At 31.3% G+C, this 16,004-nt stretch carries 10 protein-coding genes and 1 pseudogene; 7 read left to right on the top strand and 4 right to left on the bottom strand.

Going from position 1 to position 16,004, the window contains the following annotated elements; genetic code table 11:
• Nucleotides 1-13: 13 nt before the first annotated feature.
• From C7N71_RS04780 to C7N71_RS04770, 3 genes and pseudogenes are all read left to right on the top strand, one after another.
• Nucleotides 14-3,586, top strand: coding sequence for a PD-(D/E)XK nuclease family protein (locus C7N71_RS04780; RefSeq protein ID WP_105987994.1), 3,573 nt, complete (start codon nucleotides 14-16; stop codon nucleotides 3,584-3,586).
• Nucleotides 3,587-3,588: 2 nt separating this feature from the next.
• A complete protein-coding gene (gene addA / locus C7N71_RS04775; RefSeq protein WP_105987993.1) occupies nucleotides 3,589-7,311 on the top strand; it encodes a helicase-exonuclease AddAB subunit AddA in 3,723 nt (1,240 codons plus the stop codon).
• A gap of 93 nt (nucleotides 7,312-7,404) precedes the next feature.
• A pseudogene (locus C7N71_RS04770) lies at nucleotides 7,405-8,775 on the top strand (aldehyde dehydrogenase family protein); the annotation flags it as partial.
• Between the two features lie 349 nt (nucleotides 8,776-9,124).
• Here C7N71_RS04770 and C7N71_RS04760 read toward each other — a convergent pair.
• Nucleotides 9,125-9,439: a hypothetical protein gene (locus C7N71_RS04760; RefSeq protein WP_105987991.1), complete on the bottom strand. Its 315-nt coding sequence runs from the start codon at nucleotides 9,437-9,439 to the stop codon at nucleotides 9,125-9,127.
• Between the two features lie 293 nt (nucleotides 9,440-9,732).
• Here C7N71_RS04760 and C7N71_RS04755 point away from each other — a divergent pair, with 293 nt between their 5' ends.
• Nucleotides 9,733-11,082 carry a dihydrolipoyl dehydrogenase family protein gene (locus C7N71_RS04755; protein ID WP_105987990.1) on the top strand — a complete coding sequence of 450 codons (1,350 nt, stop codon included), beginning with the start codon at nucleotides 9,733-9,735 and terminating at the stop codon, nucleotides 11,080-11,082.
• 62 nt (nucleotides 11,083-11,144) lie between these two features.
• Here C7N71_RS04755 and C7N71_RS04750 read toward each other — a convergent pair whose 3' ends face one another.
• Complete coding sequence (locus tag C7N71_RS04750) at nucleotides 11,145-11,663, bottom strand: GNAT family N-acetyltransferase (RefSeq protein ID WP_105987989.1); 519 nt, start codon at nucleotides 11,661-11,663, stop codon at nucleotides 11,145-11,147.
• Between the two features lie 104 nt (nucleotides 11,664-11,767).
• On the opposite strand from C7N71_RS04750, the gene C7N71_RS08055 reads away from it, so the two are divergent.
• Entirely contained in the window at nucleotides 11,768-12,289 is a 522-nt protein-coding gene (locus C7N71_RS08055) for a hypothetical protein (RefSeq protein WP_105987988.1), read from the top strand.
• Nucleotides 12,290-12,311: 22 nt separating this feature from the next.
• Nucleotides 12,312-12,884: a hypothetical protein gene (locus C7N71_RS04740; RefSeq protein ID WP_105987987.1), complete on the top strand. Its 573-nt coding sequence runs from the start codon at nucleotides 12,312-12,314 to the stop codon at nucleotides 12,882-12,884.
• A 48-nt stretch (nucleotides 12,885-12,932) separates the two neighbouring features.
• Here the strand turns inward: C7N71_RS04740 and C7N71_RS04735 are convergent, their stop codons facing one another.
• Both C7N71_RS04735 and C7N71_RS04730 read right to left on the bottom strand, forming a co-directional pair.
• Nucleotides 12,933-13,370, bottom strand: a complete 438-nt coding sequence (locus tag C7N71_RS04735) for a hypothetical protein (protein ID WP_105987986.1) — start codon at nucleotides 13,368-13,370, stop codon at nucleotides 12,933-12,935.
• Between the two features lie 98 nt (nucleotides 13,371-13,468).
• Nucleotides 13,469-14,359 carry a hypothetical protein gene (locus C7N71_RS04730; RefSeq protein WP_105987985.1) on the bottom strand — a complete coding sequence of 297 codons (891 nt, stop codon included), beginning with the start codon at nucleotides 14,357-14,359 and terminating at the stop codon, nucleotides 13,469-13,471.
• 210 nt (nucleotides 14,360-14,569) lie between these two features.
• On the opposite strand from C7N71_RS04730, the gene C7N71_RS04725 reads away from it, so the two are divergent.
• Nucleotides 14,570-15,928, top strand: coding sequence for an FAD-dependent oxidoreductase (locus C7N71_RS04725; protein WP_105987984.1), 1,359 nt, complete (start codon nucleotides 14,570-14,572; stop codon nucleotides 15,926-15,928).
• Nucleotides 15,929-16,004 lie beyond the last annotated feature (76 nt).

Below are 16,004 nucleotides of genomic sequence, written 5' to 3'. Positions count from 1 at the left end.
AAGGGATAATTTAATGGCACTGCAATTTATTTTAGGAACTGCTAGTTACGACCATGAGGCAGTTATTATTGAACAACTTAAAAAATCACTAAATGAAAATCCCAATGATCAGTATTTTTATCTGGTGCCTAACCATATTAAGTTTGAATCTGAAGTTCAAGCGTTAAAAAAATTAAATTCAAAAAATGAATCAATTTATGCAGAAAGCAAGTTTCAGACTTTCTCAATTACACGTTTAGTTTGGTATTACATGAAAAATAATCTTGAATATCAACGGACTCGTTTAAGTGAATCTGGAATTAACATGTTGATTTATCAAATTATTTTAGATCATCAAGATGAGTTAACTGTCTTTCGCGGTGAAAGTGGTCAACCAGGCTTTATTCAAAAAATTTCTCAACAAATTTCGGAAATGCAAGCAGGGCAAATTTCTGCAGATGATTTAAGTAATATTTACACAAAAAATGAAAATTTAAAATCTAGTTTACACGATAAGATGCATGATTTTATTATTATTTATCGTGCTTTTGAAAAACAAACTGATGGTAAATATTTATATAAATCGGATGTCATTAATTTATTTTGTAATTATTTGTTGGAAGATAACTTAGATTTATCTAAAAGTCATTTTTATTTTAATGGTTTTAATCAATTTACTGCTCAAGAACGTCACTTAGTTGAACTTTTAATTCAATATGCTAAAAGTGTGACAATTTCTTTAAACTTGAATCGAAAATATGCCAATCAACTACCTGAAAATCCCAATCTTTTTTATCAATCAGCAAAGTTATATAATCATTTTTATAACTTTGCACGTGATAATAACACCCATATTTTAGTGGATCAAATGGCTAAACAACAACGTGTTAGCGATGATTTAAGAACGTTTGATAAATATTGGCAACAATCCACTAAATTAGGAATTATTGATAAAGTACCATTAAAAAATAATGATTCTATTCAAGTGTTTAGAGCCGATAGTCCATTCTCAGAAGTAGAACATATTGCAACTAAGATTCGTCAGATGGTAGCAACTAAGCATTATCGTTATTCAGATTTTCTAGTAATGACTCGTCACTTAGATCGTTATCAAAATGTTTTAGCACCGATTTTTGATTTAGAAGATATTCCTTCATTTAATGATGTCAGTCGTTCAATGGAAGATCATCCATTAGTGGAACTTATTAATTCATTGTTTAATATCGACCCAGTTAATAGTAAACGCAGCTATCAATATGCTGATGTGATGCGTTTACTAAAGACTGAATTATTTATTCCTAAAGATGAAAATGGTGAGTATATTTCGATTGACGATTATCGCAGAGCCGTAGCTTTAACTGAAAACTTAGTTTTGAAAAATGGCTATGAAGGCAACCGTTGGTTACAAGCGACTGATTGGCAATATGCATGGTTTTCTGATAGCGATTTTGGGGTAAAAGCTGATAAATTTGTCGACATTGATCAACAAATCAATATGATTCGTCACTTTATTAAAGAGAATTTACCAGCATTCTTTAACCGAATTAAAAGAGCCAAAACGGGTGCAAAAGCAGCTCAAGTTTTATATGAATTTTTGGTTAATATGGGCGTTACTGACCAGTTAAAAGCATGGCGTAAACAATCTATTGATGATGGTAAATTAGTTGAAGCTTCACAACCAGAACAGGTCTGGCAAACATTTTGTAACTTGCTTGACGACTTTGTTTCAATTTTAGGCGAGCGTGAATTTAAACTAGAGGATTTTCTTTTATTACTACAAAGTGGATTTGAAGGTGCTAATTATTCGCAAATTCCATCAACATTAGACCAAGTCGCAATTTCTGAAAGTGGAATTGTACAAATGGATAATCGTAAAGTGATTTTTATGATGGGTTCAACTGATGATGTGATGCCTGATAAAGTAACTAATGAAGCTTTATTTAGTGATGCTGATCGTGATGACTTAGAAGATAGTTTTGCTGACGGACAATATTTGCGTGAAACATCGGAAAAACAAATGGCCAATGATCCGTTCTTAAATTATTTAGCATTTTTGGCTGGTAGTGATCAATTAATTTTTTCATATACTTTGGGCGAAGATGATGATAGTTCTATTAATGTTTCACCATATGTAGCACGGATTGCAGAACATTTTAATTTAAATGTTGAGCATTTAAAGAGCATGCCTAAAGCTGATGATCCCATTATTAGACAATTTATCGGGACCAAGCGAGCAACCCTAAGGCATTTAGTGCAAGCTAGTCAAAATAGTAAAGCTACTAATACTAAATTGGCGCCTGTTTGGCACTATATTTATAATCAATTAGTGAAAGATAATAATTTATCGTCATTAACTGATAAATTATTGGGTGGCTTGGATTACAATAATACGCCTACTAAACTTACTGATAATATAATTACTGGTCTTTATGGTGATCAAATTAATACTTCAATTTCTAAATTAGAACAATTTTACAGTAATCCATATGAGTATTTCTTGAAGTATGGTTTAAATCTAAAAGAACGGGATGTTTTTGACTTATCACCAGCAAGTACTGGTCAGTTCTACCATGAAGCTTTAGATAAATTGATGCGCGTTGTGAATGAAGAACATGTTGACCTATCATCATTGGACAAACTAGCAATGAATGAATTGGTGGATACAGTAACGGCTAAAATGTTAGAAGATCCTAATGATGTGCAATACACGATTCTGCAAAGCTCCAGTCGGATGAACTACATTAAATCACAATTAATAAAGACCATTAAACATACGATTGAAACGATGCAAAGACAAAGCCAATTTACACCGATGCGGCCACGTAAAACTGAAATATCTTTTGGCCAAGTAGGTCATAAAAATGACTTAAAACCATTGAAGTTTGATATTCCAGAAGATGAAGAAATCAAAACACCGAAATTAATTAATGTGCGTGGTCGGATTGATCGTATTGATTACATGAATGTGGATGGTCATGATTATTTAGGAATCGTCGATTACAAGTCTAGTGAACGTAAAATGGATTTTGGTCGGGTATATGATGGAACTTCGATGCAAATGATGACTTATATTGATGTATTGGCTCATAATTTAGGCATCTTTGATGAAGAAGGAAAAGCTGAATTAGCCGGTGCCGTTTACATGCACATCTTTAATCCAAAATATTCAAAGAGTGATTTAAGAAAAACTTTTGAAGATGCGATTTTAAGTAAACAAAAATATCAAGGGATTTTGGTTAATAATGGCGACTTGCTTCAAAAAATTGATTCAACCATTGCTGATGATAAATATGGAAGTTCCAAAGTATTTCCCATCCAAAAGAAAAAAGATGGTAGTTACTATAAAAGTAGTCCAATTGTGCAACCAGAAGATTTAGATTTGTTATTGAAGCACAATGAAAAATTAATTACTAAAGCTGGTCATGATATTTTCTCTGGAAATATTGATATGAAACCGGCTCGCTTCGGACAAAATCAAGATGCAATGCAGTACACTCCTTATCGTTCCATCATGCAATTTGATCCATTATTAAATGAAAATAATTACCGTGATGTAGAAAACTATAATTTACCAAGTATTCTAAAGAAGTTACGAGGTGACAACTAATCATGCAATATACAAAGCCACAAGAAAAAGCTATTTCTAGCAATTTTGATAAAAATGTTTTAGTTTCAGCATCGGCTGGATCTGGGAAAACCCGGGTGTTAGTAGATCGAGTTATTAACAAATTATTGAATGAACATATTGATATCGATGAGATGTTGATTTTAACTTTTACTAAAGCAGCTGCGAAAGAAATGCGTGATCGGATTCAAACAGCGCTGCGTGAACGACTTAATCAGACTGATAATAATGACACTAAGGTATTCTTAGTGAAGCAATTACGTCGTTTACCAGTAGCTGATATTTCAACTTTAGATGCCTTTTGTCAGAAAATTGTGCAAAATTACTATTATATTATTAACTTAGATCCTAACTTTCGTTTATTAGCAGATCAGACGGAAAGCCAAATGTTAAAAGAACAAGTCTGGGAAAATGTTAGAGAAGATTTATATGCTAATGATAAGGATGGTAGTTTCGCACAATTAACGGAAAATTTCTCTGATGATCGTTCTGATGATGGATTAACTAATTTAGTCTTTAAAACTTACGACTACGCAAACGTTAATCAAGATTCAATTGAATGGTTAAAACAAACCCCTGATATCTATGATATTGATTCAGGTTTAATTACTGATAGTGATTTTTATCAAAAACATTTATTACCAATAATTGAAAATGAAGTGGCACAACAAAAGCTATCATTTGAATCAGCTAAAACAGTGGCTGAAGATAATGGATTAGAAAAAGAAGCTGCTTGCGTGCAATTAGACATTGAATCGATGCAAAACCTTTTAGATGTATTGCAGCACAATAATTGGGATGATTTGCGAAAGAAATTTAGTGAAGTAAAATTCAAGAGCTTCCCTCGAACCAATAAAACCTATGATGATGTAGATAAGGGGACGCATAATCGAATTAAAGATATTCGTGATGGTGCCAAAAAAGCTTTTCAAAAGTTGCCAGACAAATATTTTGCACTAAATGAAACTGATAATTTATCAATTATGCAAGCTTCAAAAAAATTGGTAGATAAATTAGTGCGCGTGGTTTTAACTTTTAGCGACAGTTACCAACAAGCCAAATTAAAGCGCCATGCACTTGAATTTATCGATGTTGAACATTATGCATATGATATTTTGAGTGGTGATAATGCGAAGTCAAAAGGAATTCGTGAAATTCTACAATCGCAATACAATGAAATTATGATTGATGAATATCAAGATAATAATCGCCTGCAAGATGCCATTATTTCAACAGTTGCTAAACAAGATGCTAGTAATATGTTTATGGTAGGGGACGTTAAGCAATCTATTTATCGTTTTCGTTTAGCTGACCCCTCAATGTTTATTGACCGTATGGATAATCCTGATGATGAGACAATTGTTTTGCCTGATAACTTTCGTTCTGCTAAAAATATTGATGAATTTATCAATTTAATTTTTACGCAAATTATGGATAAACAAATTGGTGATATTGATTATACTGATGACGCTAAATTAAAAGCAGGTGCTAAATATCCTGATAGCTTAAAATCAAATGTTGATCTATTAATGTATGAGAGTAAAGACGATGATGAAGAAGTTGTTGATGAGCAATTTCAAATTCAAGATAGTGCACATGGTCAAATTGAAATTGTAGCGCAAAAAATTGATGAAATGCTTAATAAACAAATGCAAGTTTATGATCGTAAAAAGCAAACGATGCGCCCAATTGAATATTCAGACATTGCAATTATTTCTTCAACTAGAAATAATAACTTAGTACTATCAGATATTTTCGGTAGCCATAATATTCCCTTGATTGTAAATGGAGCTCAAAGCTATTTCAAAACTACTGAAATTCAAGTTATGATGGCAATATTGAGTATTATTGATAATCCATATCAGGACATTCCATTAGTTGCAGTGCTTCGTTCACCAATTGTTGGTTTAAATGAAAATCAATTAGCATACTTAAGAATCAATGCTAAAACTGGTGATTACTTTAATGCGGTGCTTAAATTTATGCATGATTACCCAACTGCTGCAAGTACTGAATTTGGTAACCAAGTCTTTGAAAAAATAAAAGTCTTTTTAGATCAACTAACTGAATTTAGAAATATTGCGCAACAACATGAGATTGTGGATTTAATTTGGCATATTTATCAAACTACTGGATTTCTAGATTATGTGGGTGGAATGCCTGCTGGTAAGCAACGTCAAGCTAATTTGCATGCACTTTATGAACGAGCTTTTGACTATGAAAAAACTAGTTTTAAAGGATTATTCCAATTTGTGCGTTTTGTTCGTCATATGCAAGAACGAAATGAAGATTTAGATGAAGCCAACGCTGATGAAAATACGAATGCGGTTTCTGTCATGACCATTCATGGAAGTAAAGGACTAGAATTCCCCGTTGTATTTTTAATTGATGCTTCACATGGTTTTAATCAACAAGATAGTAAACAACCGTATGTTTTAAATGATCAATTAGGTTTAGGGATTACTTATTTAAATCCTGATAATCGATTTAAAGAAGATACTTTACAGCGCCAAGTAGTTACACAAGTGGAGAATAGAGGATTACTTGCGGAAGAAATGCGAAAATTATATGTAGCCTTAACGCGTGCAGAGCAACAATTGTTCATTGTAGGGGCTACTAAGAATGGCAATGATCGTACTAAGATTATTAATGCCTGGCAAAAAGCTGCCCATAGTGATCATCTCTTGTTATCAAATGAACTAAGAAGTGGGGCTAAAAATTATTTAGATTGGATTGGACCCGCATTAGTTCGTCATCCACTTTTCCGTGCAAAATTTGGTGATGACACTACTTACTCAGGTTTAGATGAAGATCAAACTCAATTTGATGTAAATTTCTATAATCAAAACGATTTGTCGAAAAATCTGATTAGTGGTGATAATGCCGATAATAAAGAATGGTTATCAGCATTTGCCAAATTAGCCAAAAGGCCATTACCAGATGATATTAATGTCGATAAGATTGATCAAATCATGGAATTTCAATATCCTAATCAAGTGGCTACACAAACTACTGCTTATCAATCAGTATCAGAAATCAAACGGCTATTTGAAGATCCTGATAATATCACTTTGGGGAACTATGATGAAGATTGGCAAGCAAATAAACAAAGTAGTCGTTATGTGAATAGTGATTTTGATGAACCACAATTCATGCAATCAGTTAGTCAGCCTAGTCCAGCAGAAGTCGGAACGGCGACGCATTTAATTTTACAAGAATTAGATTTATCTAAGCATCCATCGAATCAAGAAATCATTGATTTAATTGAAAGATTAGTTGCAGATCAAGTTATTACTAAAGAAGTGGCTAATAAGATTGATATCGATAAAGTTGTTAAATTATTTGATACTGATTTAGGAAAATTAATTTTAGAAAATTATGACAAATTATCCAGAGAAGCACCATTTTCCATGTTAATGAATGCTAATTTGGTTTTTAATGGTTTTGATAAAGATAGTGATGAAAAAATATTGATTCACGGAATTATTGATGGTTATCTAGAATTTTCTGATCATGTTGTCCTATTTGACTACAAAACTGACTATATTGGTAATCACAATATTGACCAACATGTAGACAAAATTATTGAAAAATATCGTGGACAAATTAATTTATATGCGAAGGCTTTATCCAACATCTTAAATAAACCAGTGACTGGTAAATATTTATACTTGTTGTCAATTAACCAAGCAGAAAAAATTAATTAGAGTCATCTCAGAAACATTGAATACATTTTGTGAAATTTGATACAATTTAAGGGTAATGACATATTAAGATTTTCTGAAGGAGGATGTTCTTATATGGTTCAAGTTGATGAAATGATTAATAAATTAGTAATAAAAGCAAATACTGCTTTAAAATCTATGATGGATTTTGACCAAGTAAAAGTTGATCATATTGTTGATGCAATGGTTAAAGCTGGTTTGGAAAATAGTAAAGAATTAGCTGACATGGCGTATGAAGAAACTGGTCGTGGAGTTGCTCATGATAAAGCAATCAAAAATATTTTTGCTTCTGGTCAAGTTGGTCATCGCATTAAAGACCATAAAACAGTTGGTATTGTTGATGAAGATAGTGAAAGAAAGACAGTTAAAATTGCTGAACCCCTTGGAGTCTTAGCTGGAATCACTCCAGTTACTAATCCAACTTCAACAACTTTATTCAAAGCTATTTTAGCGATGAAAACTAGAAATCCAATCATTTTTAGTTTCCATCCTCAAGCAATGAAGAGTTCATCAAAAGCTGCGCAAGTGGTATTAGATGCTGCAATTAAAGCAGGTGCTCCTGAAGGAAGTATCCAATGGATTACGGAACCAAGTATCGAAGCAACCAATAAATTAATTAATAATGATGGGGTCGCAACTACTTTAGCTACTGGTGGTCCTGCCATGGTTAAGGCCGCTTATTCAACTGGTAAACCAGCATTAGGTGTTGGTCCTGGTAATGGTCCACTTTATGTTGAAAAATCAGCTGATTTAGCAGCAGCTGCTAATGATATTTTGGCATCAAAGACCTTTGATAACGGAATGATTTGTGCTACTGAAAATAGTCTAGTTATTGATAATGATATTTATGATGATTTAAAGGGTAAATTGACTGACAAAGGTGTTTACTTTATTAAAGAATCTGATCAAGAAAAATTAGCTAAAACTATGTTTAACGAAAAAACTGGTGGTGTAAATGGTCCAATTGCTGGCCGTCCTGCTACTAAGATTGCTGATATGGCTGGCATTGAAGTGCCTGCTGATACTAAGGTATTAGCTGCTGAATTAACTGGAATTGGTCATGATTACTTACTATCAGGTGAAAAACTATCACCAGTGGTTTCAGTTTATAAGGCTGCCGACCGTAAAGATGCTTTCAGAATTGTTGAAGCATTGTTAAACTACGGTGGTTTAGGTCATACTGCTGCCATTCGTACTACTGATGATGATTTAATTACTGAATTTGGTTTAACTATGAAAGCTTGTCGTATTTTAGTTAATACCCAATGTGGTATTGGTGGTGTTGGTGATATTGTTAATGGATTGGATCCATCACTAACCCTTGGAACTGGTTCATGGGGTTATAACTCTATTTCTCATAATGTTACTGATTCAGATTTACTAAACTATAAGACAATTGCTTACCCACTAGAAAATAAGAACTTTGAAGAACTAGTTGATAAATATATGTAATAAGTAAAATGCTCTCGTTTATCGAGAGCATTTTTTTGTTTATGATATACTGACAAAAGTTAAGGGGGTGAATAATTTAAAATTATATAAAATTTGGAGGGCAAAATGAATATATATTTTCTATACATAAGTGCTATGATATTTGCAACAATTGGCTTAATCTTTTCTTTAAGTTTAAAATTTTTGGAAAAAAAGATTGGATTAAAAAATGCAATTATAACTTTTGTTATTATTATAGTTCCAGAATTATTATGTGCATATATATTTAATATCATTATTATGCATTGATTCTTGAATTTACAAAAAAGCTCACTAAGATATTTTCTTAGTGAGCTTTTTATCTCTAAATTACCTGTTTCTTAGCAGGGTGAATGCCTTCTAATCTAATACTCAATAAAGCATTATCACCTTTTCTAAACACATCTACGTATGGCGATAAAGATTCTTTGCCATTTTGCGTATATTTTTTGGTATCATAATTTGATTTACTGATTAAATCCATTAATGATTTTGATAAAGTATCTAAATCATCTTTACTTAGAATATTGTTATTGCCAATAATTTTGATTGAATTTGCTTCATCTTCAATGTAATTGAACATTTTGTTTTTAATATTTTTGTCTTTGATCCAATAATCAACTCTAATAATATTATGCACAAAATATTTTCTTCTGTAACTGTCTTTATATTTTACTTCGGCTTTTGATTTATTTTCATATGGATGTAATTGAACATTACTATATTCTGAATTTAATAATATTTTTTTTATTAAATCATTGATATTATTATCTCCTTGTTAATTGGTTTTAATTTTATTATTTCATCAAATCTATGGTAACACTATTTATCCTTGATGATTCCTATATTTTATAAGCTTTTTAGGATATTTTTTATAAGAATTTTGCTACACTGTTTAACAACTAAACAATATAGATAGAAGGAATAATAATTATGACTGAGAAATATGATGTTATGTTTATTGGTAGCGGTCATGCTACATGGCATGGAGCTTTAAAATTAGCTCAAAAAGGTAAAAAAGTTGCATTAATTGAAGGCGATAAAATTTTTGGTACTTGTACCAATTATGGCTGTAATGCTAAGTTCTTATTAGATCGACCTGCCGACGTTGTCCATCAAGTTGAAAATACTACTGGTCTAAAAGGCGAAGTTAAAATTGATTGGCCAACTTTAATGGATCATAAACATAAAATGTTGGATTCAGATCCTGATCATAAGGCTATCAGAGAATCATTTCCTAAATTAGGTATTGATATCATTGACGGTTGGGGTTCAATTAAAGATCAAAATCATGTTCAAGTTGGTGAGGATATTTATGAAACTGACTATATTGTGATTGGAACCGGTCTTCGTCCTTCTAAATTGAATATTGAAGGTCAAGAATACTTACATGATAGTCGTGACTTTTTAAGCATGCCTACGATGCCTAAACATATAACTTTTATTGGGACTGGAATTATTTCTTATGAATTTGCGGATTTATCACGTGCTGCGGGAGCAGAAGTTGAAGTAATTGGCCATTCAGACCAACCATTACGCAATTTCTACCCTAAATATGTTAAAAAATTAACAAAGAGAATGAAGAAAAATGGGATTAACTTTGATTTCAATCAAAATGTTGATTCAATTACTAAAACTGACAAAGGACTAGTTTTAAAAACTAAAGAAGGACTAGAAGTTAATACTGATTATGTATTAGATGCTACAGGAAGAGTTGCTAATTATGAAAATCTAGGCTTAGATAAGTTGAACATTACAGCTGGTCCTAAAGGCATTAAAGTTGATGATCATTTAAGAACTAGTGTTAAGAACATCTTTGTTAGCGGTGATGCAATTGATAAAAAAGAACCTAAGTTGACTCCAACTGCCACTTTTGAATCTAATTATATTGCTAAAGATATTTTGAATGATGATAATCCAGCAATTAAATATCCACCAATCGCTGAAGCATTATTCTCATTACCACGTTTGGCTCAAGTTGGACTAAAGGTTCAAGATGTTAAAGACAATGATGACTATGAAATTAAAAGAGTCCCATATGGGATGTTAGTATTTGAACCTGCTGATAAAAATACATCTGAAGCAACAATTATTTTAAATAAAGAACATCAAATTGTTGGAGCTACTATTTTAGGTGGTCAATCAGTTCAAATTGCTAACGCATTGTCTATCATTATTAGTAAAAAAATGACTCCAGAAGAAGTGGATGAAGCTGCTATTATGGCATTTCCTGATGATATATATGGAATTGTTCAATTACTAACTGGAGCTTTACCAGGTTAATATAAATTTTAAGAGGCTAAATTCATTTTTGAATTTAGCCTCTTATTTTTGTTTGTATTTATTTATCTAACTGTTTTTTTGAATAATAAGTCTCTTTGTTGATCATTTCCTAATTGGAAAATATGATCATCAAATTCTCTGAAGCCCATTCTTTTATAGAAATGAATAGCAGCTTCATTCTTTTCCCATACACCTAACCAAACAGTACTTAAGCCATTCCTTTTGGCTTGTTCCATTGCATAGTTGATTAAGAACGTGCCAAGCCCATTTCTTTTAAATTCCTTTTTGATGTAAATTCTTTCTACTTCTAATGCGTTTTTGACTTTAAGTTCTGATTGAGCATCTCCAATATTTAATTTTAAATATCCAGCTAATTTATGGTCACAAAAAACAAATTTAAAATTACTATTTTGTTCATTAATTTCTTTTTTCAATTCATCAACATTGTAGGCTGTATCAAAATAATTTTGCATATCTTTTTCACTATTATAGTCGCCAAATGTGTCTCTAAAAGTTTCAATGCTAATGTCTCTTAATGTATCAACATTATCATTCTTGATGGGTGTCATATTAATATTCATAATTAAACCTCCTATTACGTATAAATGTTTATCTCAGCATTATTCTAAACAAATATTGTCATACATTCAATTTAGATTTAATATTTAGTTAAAAGGAGATATTTATGAAGTTACATAAAAATTCGATAATTGGTTTTATTTTTTCGTTGTTTTTAGCTTTAACACTATTTTTATTTATTAGTAATAGAACAACTTACGCAAAATATAAGGGTCATTATGAAACTCCAACGGAACTCAGAGGAAATTGGTATGAATCTGGGCAAAATAACTATGGAGATTGGCAAACTTATCATATGTATATTGGTAAGAATGCAGTTTATCAAGATGGTATGAAGTTATACGATGTTCATAATCATAAAATGAATAATGCATATATGTTATATGTACAAAAAATTAATAAAAAAGATATGGATTTTGCTGGAAATACTTATGTTTTAAATGGAAAATTAGTTCCTTATAAAACTGAAAGCCCATATGTTTGGTTATCTAAAAAGCGTATTCATGGTAAAAGAGTACTAAAAAGCTATACTCTTATGAATGGAATTGAAACATGGACTAGAAGTAAAATTAAAAAGGACTACTCTGATTTACGTAGTAATATTAGTAAATCTAAAGTAGGAGTATAATCTAATTACAGGAAGTGATTTTATGAAAATTAATAAAAAATTTACATTACTATCATTGATATTAGCGCTTATGTTCTCATTTGTTTTAACTAGTAATGTTCATGCATCTACTAATGGTGGTTGGAGAAAAGGTAACCCTAAAGTATTAGTTCGTAAGGGTGGCTGGCAAACTAATTATATGAAACATGGTGGAAATAAAAAAAGTAAATTTAAATTTGAGCAACCTGGATATAATAGAACTTTTACTCTTTTCACAAAAGAAAGGGGATATAATCCACTAACAATTAATTATAATCTTAAGAAAAAAGAAATTGGTAGTGGAATCCCATATTCAGCTATAGCTGGAATGAATCCACATTATAAATATATTGGTCACAATTATTACATAATTAAGGCTGGAGCAATGCCAGATAAGCATCATAGTGCCATGTATTATGAATTTAATGATGATGGGATGGCTGGAGTTACTAATTTGGTAAAAGTTCATGATAAAAATCATATTTCTATCTGGTCATTTTATAGTAATAAACCAAAAAATAATAAAGTAAATAGTAAGAAAAGCTATGAAGGATATTTTATTTACAACAATAAATAAAATCAAAAAATCGATGCCAACTTTATGACATCGATTTTTTTGTGCTAATTATTTTACTTCAGTAGCCTTAATCCAGCCAATTTTCTCTGCATGTAGATATTCAATATTCTTGGCTTTTTTGTATTCTTTTTTATCTTTTAGTAGTTTTTCTAGCTTGGTTTTACTTTCTTTAACGGTAATCTTTTTATTTACACGAACTTTTTTATCATGAACTTTTACAGTTTTGCCGTGACTAAATGAAACCACGGGTTGATCTGCCATAAACATTGCTTTATATGCTTTCACATCTTTAGATTTCAATTTATAAGTCTTAGCTGACTTAAAGTCTTTAACTTTATCCAAAGCAAAAGATTTTTCGCTTTCTTTATGATGAGCCATTTTATGACTAACTTGAGCAGCGTTAGCGGTTACACCGGTAATGGCTGGAGTGACTGTTGCTAATGGTAATGCTAAGGATAATGTTACTAACATTTTGTTCATTTTCAATTGAATCAAGTCCTTTTTAAGATAATTAAAATTAACCAATTAAGTTAATTTTTAATAATATTACTACCATTAATTTTAAAAGCAATTAATATATACTTTTATTTTTTTACCTTAGCTGTTCTTAAATTATGCAACAATTCATTATAGGTTACGCACTTAGGAATTGTAATAAATTCATGCATATTAAATTTAGTTTTGTCATTGGCTTCATGTTTATAGCCATTTAAATTCATAATTAAATCAGCATCAATCATTTTATCCAGAGCTTGCTTTTGTTCAGGATATTTATTGGTAAAGGCCACATCATCTTCATTAAATAGTCTGAAGTCTTTGGCTGCCATCATATTTGCATCTAACAAAATACTACATAATAACAATTTATTTTGTGCTTGATTACCCTTTAATAAGCTCAACAAAGTCTCTCTAGAAGCCTTTTTATCAGGAACTTGAATTGCAATTTCAGAAAGAACTTCGATAAATCTATCTAACTGTCGATCTTCTTTATTCACATACTTATCAATATTTGATTGATCGTCAGTAACCACGTAATTCAAGTAGTCTTTGACGCGGTAATCTAATTCTTTATAAGTGACTACTTTAGGTAGACCATTTTTAATCAAGTTATCTAAAGTGAACTTAACACTAATCCCACCAGTCTTGCTAGGGTGCTTATTGACACTACCAAACTTATCTAAATCGATTAAATCATGCTTATTAGTATCCTCAATTAACTGCTCTTTAAATTGCTTAGGTACTTGAATTGAATCATCATCACAAATAGATAGTAGCTTCTTCGATAAATCTCCAACAGTTACTAAGTTAAATTTACTTTTAGTTTTGACATATTCATTAACCAATTTCTTCTTATCCGTAATTTCCATTTTTAAATCATTTTTTACATAATCTAAAATGCTATCCAAGTTAACTACTTTGTTAGGATAATCTTTCGTAATTTTTTGTACTAAAGATAAAATATTATAATCAAACATAATAACTCCACCTTTCTCACAAAACCATCTACTTAGATTATAGTCGGATTGAATTTAAGTCTATAATATTTTGTTTCAAACTCATGCAGTCATATAATTTGTAATAACAATATATATTTGTTATATTATTTATAGTTAATCAGTTAATAATTATTATAAAGTAAAAACTATTATAAACTGTTTTGAGGATGAAAGGTAGGTTTATTATTTATGAAAGTTATTGTTTTAGGTTCTTCTCATGGTGGTTATGATGCTGTCCGTCAGATTTTATCAGACGCACCAGATACCGAAATTCAATGGTATGAAAAGGGAGATTTCATTTCTTTCCTATCTTGTGGAATGCAACTATATCTAGAAGGGGTAGTTAAACATGTGAATGATGTTAGCTATGCTAAGCCAGATCAAATGCATAAAGCAGGCGTGGATGTCTTTGTAAAACAAGAAATTAGCGCTATTGATCCTGCAAATCATTCTGTCCATGTCTTAAATCATAATGATGGTTCAGAACGTGATGAACACTATGATAAGTTAATTATTAGTCCCGGTGCTAATCCAGCAAGCCTTGGCGTTAAAGGTGAAGACTTGCAAAACATTTATAAAATGCGTGGTCGTGACTGGGCAATTAAACTAAAAGAAAAAACAGTTGATCCAGATGTTAAAAATGTAGCAGTCATTGGTTCTGGATATATTGGCATTGAAGCTGCAGAAGTATTTGCTAAAGCTGGCATGCATGTTTCAATTATTGAATTTAATGAAAGATTACTAGGAACTTATCTAGATAAAGAATTTACTGATACTTTGACTAAAGTTATGAAGGACCATAATGTTGATTTTTATGGTAATCAAGGTGTTGCTGAATACAAAGGTGAAGATGATAAGGTCACAACTGCTATTACTTCAAAGGGCAATGAAATCCCAGCAGATTTAGTAATAGAAGCTGCTGGCATTCGTCCTAATACTAAGTGGTTAGATGGCATCGTTGATTTAGATGACCATGGTTTTATTAAGAATAATGAATATATGCAAACTAGTGAACCTGATATTTATGCGATTGGGGATGCAACGTTAGTTCCATTTGCTCCTACTGGTGAAAAGTCAGTAATTGCACTAGCAACCAATGCTCGTCGTGAAGGTCGTACTGCTGCCATGAATGCATTAGGCCAAGAACATGCAATGGTTCCAGTATCTGGATCAAGTGCTTTGTCTGTATTTGATTATAAGTTCGCTTCAACCGGTATTAAAGAAGGAACGGCTTCACGTTTTGGTGTTAAGACCCAATCAACAACGGTAACTGATACATTTAGACCACCATTCATTCCAGATAAAGCTGGCAATGCTGAAGTATTATTTAAATTAACTTACAATCCTGAAACACATGAAATTTTAGGTGGCCAAGTTATGTCCAAACAAGATGCTACCCAAAATATGAATACTATTTCATTAGCAATTCAAGCTCATATGAAAGTTGAAGACTTAGCTTATGCTGACTTCTTCTTCCAACCAGGTTTTGATCGTCCATGGAATATTATGAACGTAGTTGCTCAACAAGCACTTAAAGATTTAAAATAATCTGACGTTTTATAAATTATTCTTCTTATAGTAATTTAGACAGGAATCTATAAGTATACTAAAAGCGCTCATCTTT

This window comes from Apilactobacillus timberlakei (assembly GCF_002993965.1).
Classification (GTDB): Bacteria; Bacillota; Bacilli; order Lactobacillales; family Lactobacillaceae; genus Apilactobacillus; species Apilactobacillus timberlakei.
This window is presented reverse-complemented; position numbering and strand designations above follow the sequence as displayed.

What these genes read in the sequence shown, in the direction of transcription:
- C7N71_RS04740 (WP_105987987.1), top strand. Translation starts at nt 12,312, where the DNA reads ATGAAAATTAATAAAAAATTTACATTACTATCATTGATATTAGCGCTT.
- C7N71_RS04755 (WP_105987990.1), top strand. Translation starts at nt 9,733, where the DNA reads ATGACTGAGAAATATGATGTTATGTTTATTGGTAGCGGTCATGCTACA.
- C7N71_RS04780 (WP_105987994.1), top strand. Translation starts at nt 14, where the DNA reads ATGGCACTGCAATTTATTTTAGGAACTGCTAGTTACGACCATGAGGCA.
- C7N71_RS04725 (WP_105987984.1), top strand. Translation starts at nt 14,570, where the DNA reads ATGAAAGTTATTGTTTTAGGTTCTTCTCATGGTGGTTATGATGCTGTC.
- addA (WP_105987993.1), top strand. Translation starts at nt 3,589, where the DNA reads ATGCAATATACAAAGCCACAAGAAAAAGCTATTTCTAGCAATTTTGAT.
- C7N71_RS04750 (WP_105987989.1), bottom strand. Translation starts at nt 11,663, where the DNA reads ATGAATATTAATATGACACCCATCAAGAATGATAATGTTGATACATTA.
- C7N71_RS04730 (WP_105987985.1), bottom strand. Translation starts at nt 14,359, where the DNA reads ATGTTTGATTATAATATTTTATCTTTAGTACAAAAAATTACGAAAGAT.
- C7N71_RS08055 (WP_105987988.1), top strand. Translation starts at nt 11,768, where the DNA reads ATGAAGTTACATAAAAATTCGATAATTGGTTTTATTTTTTCGTTGTTT.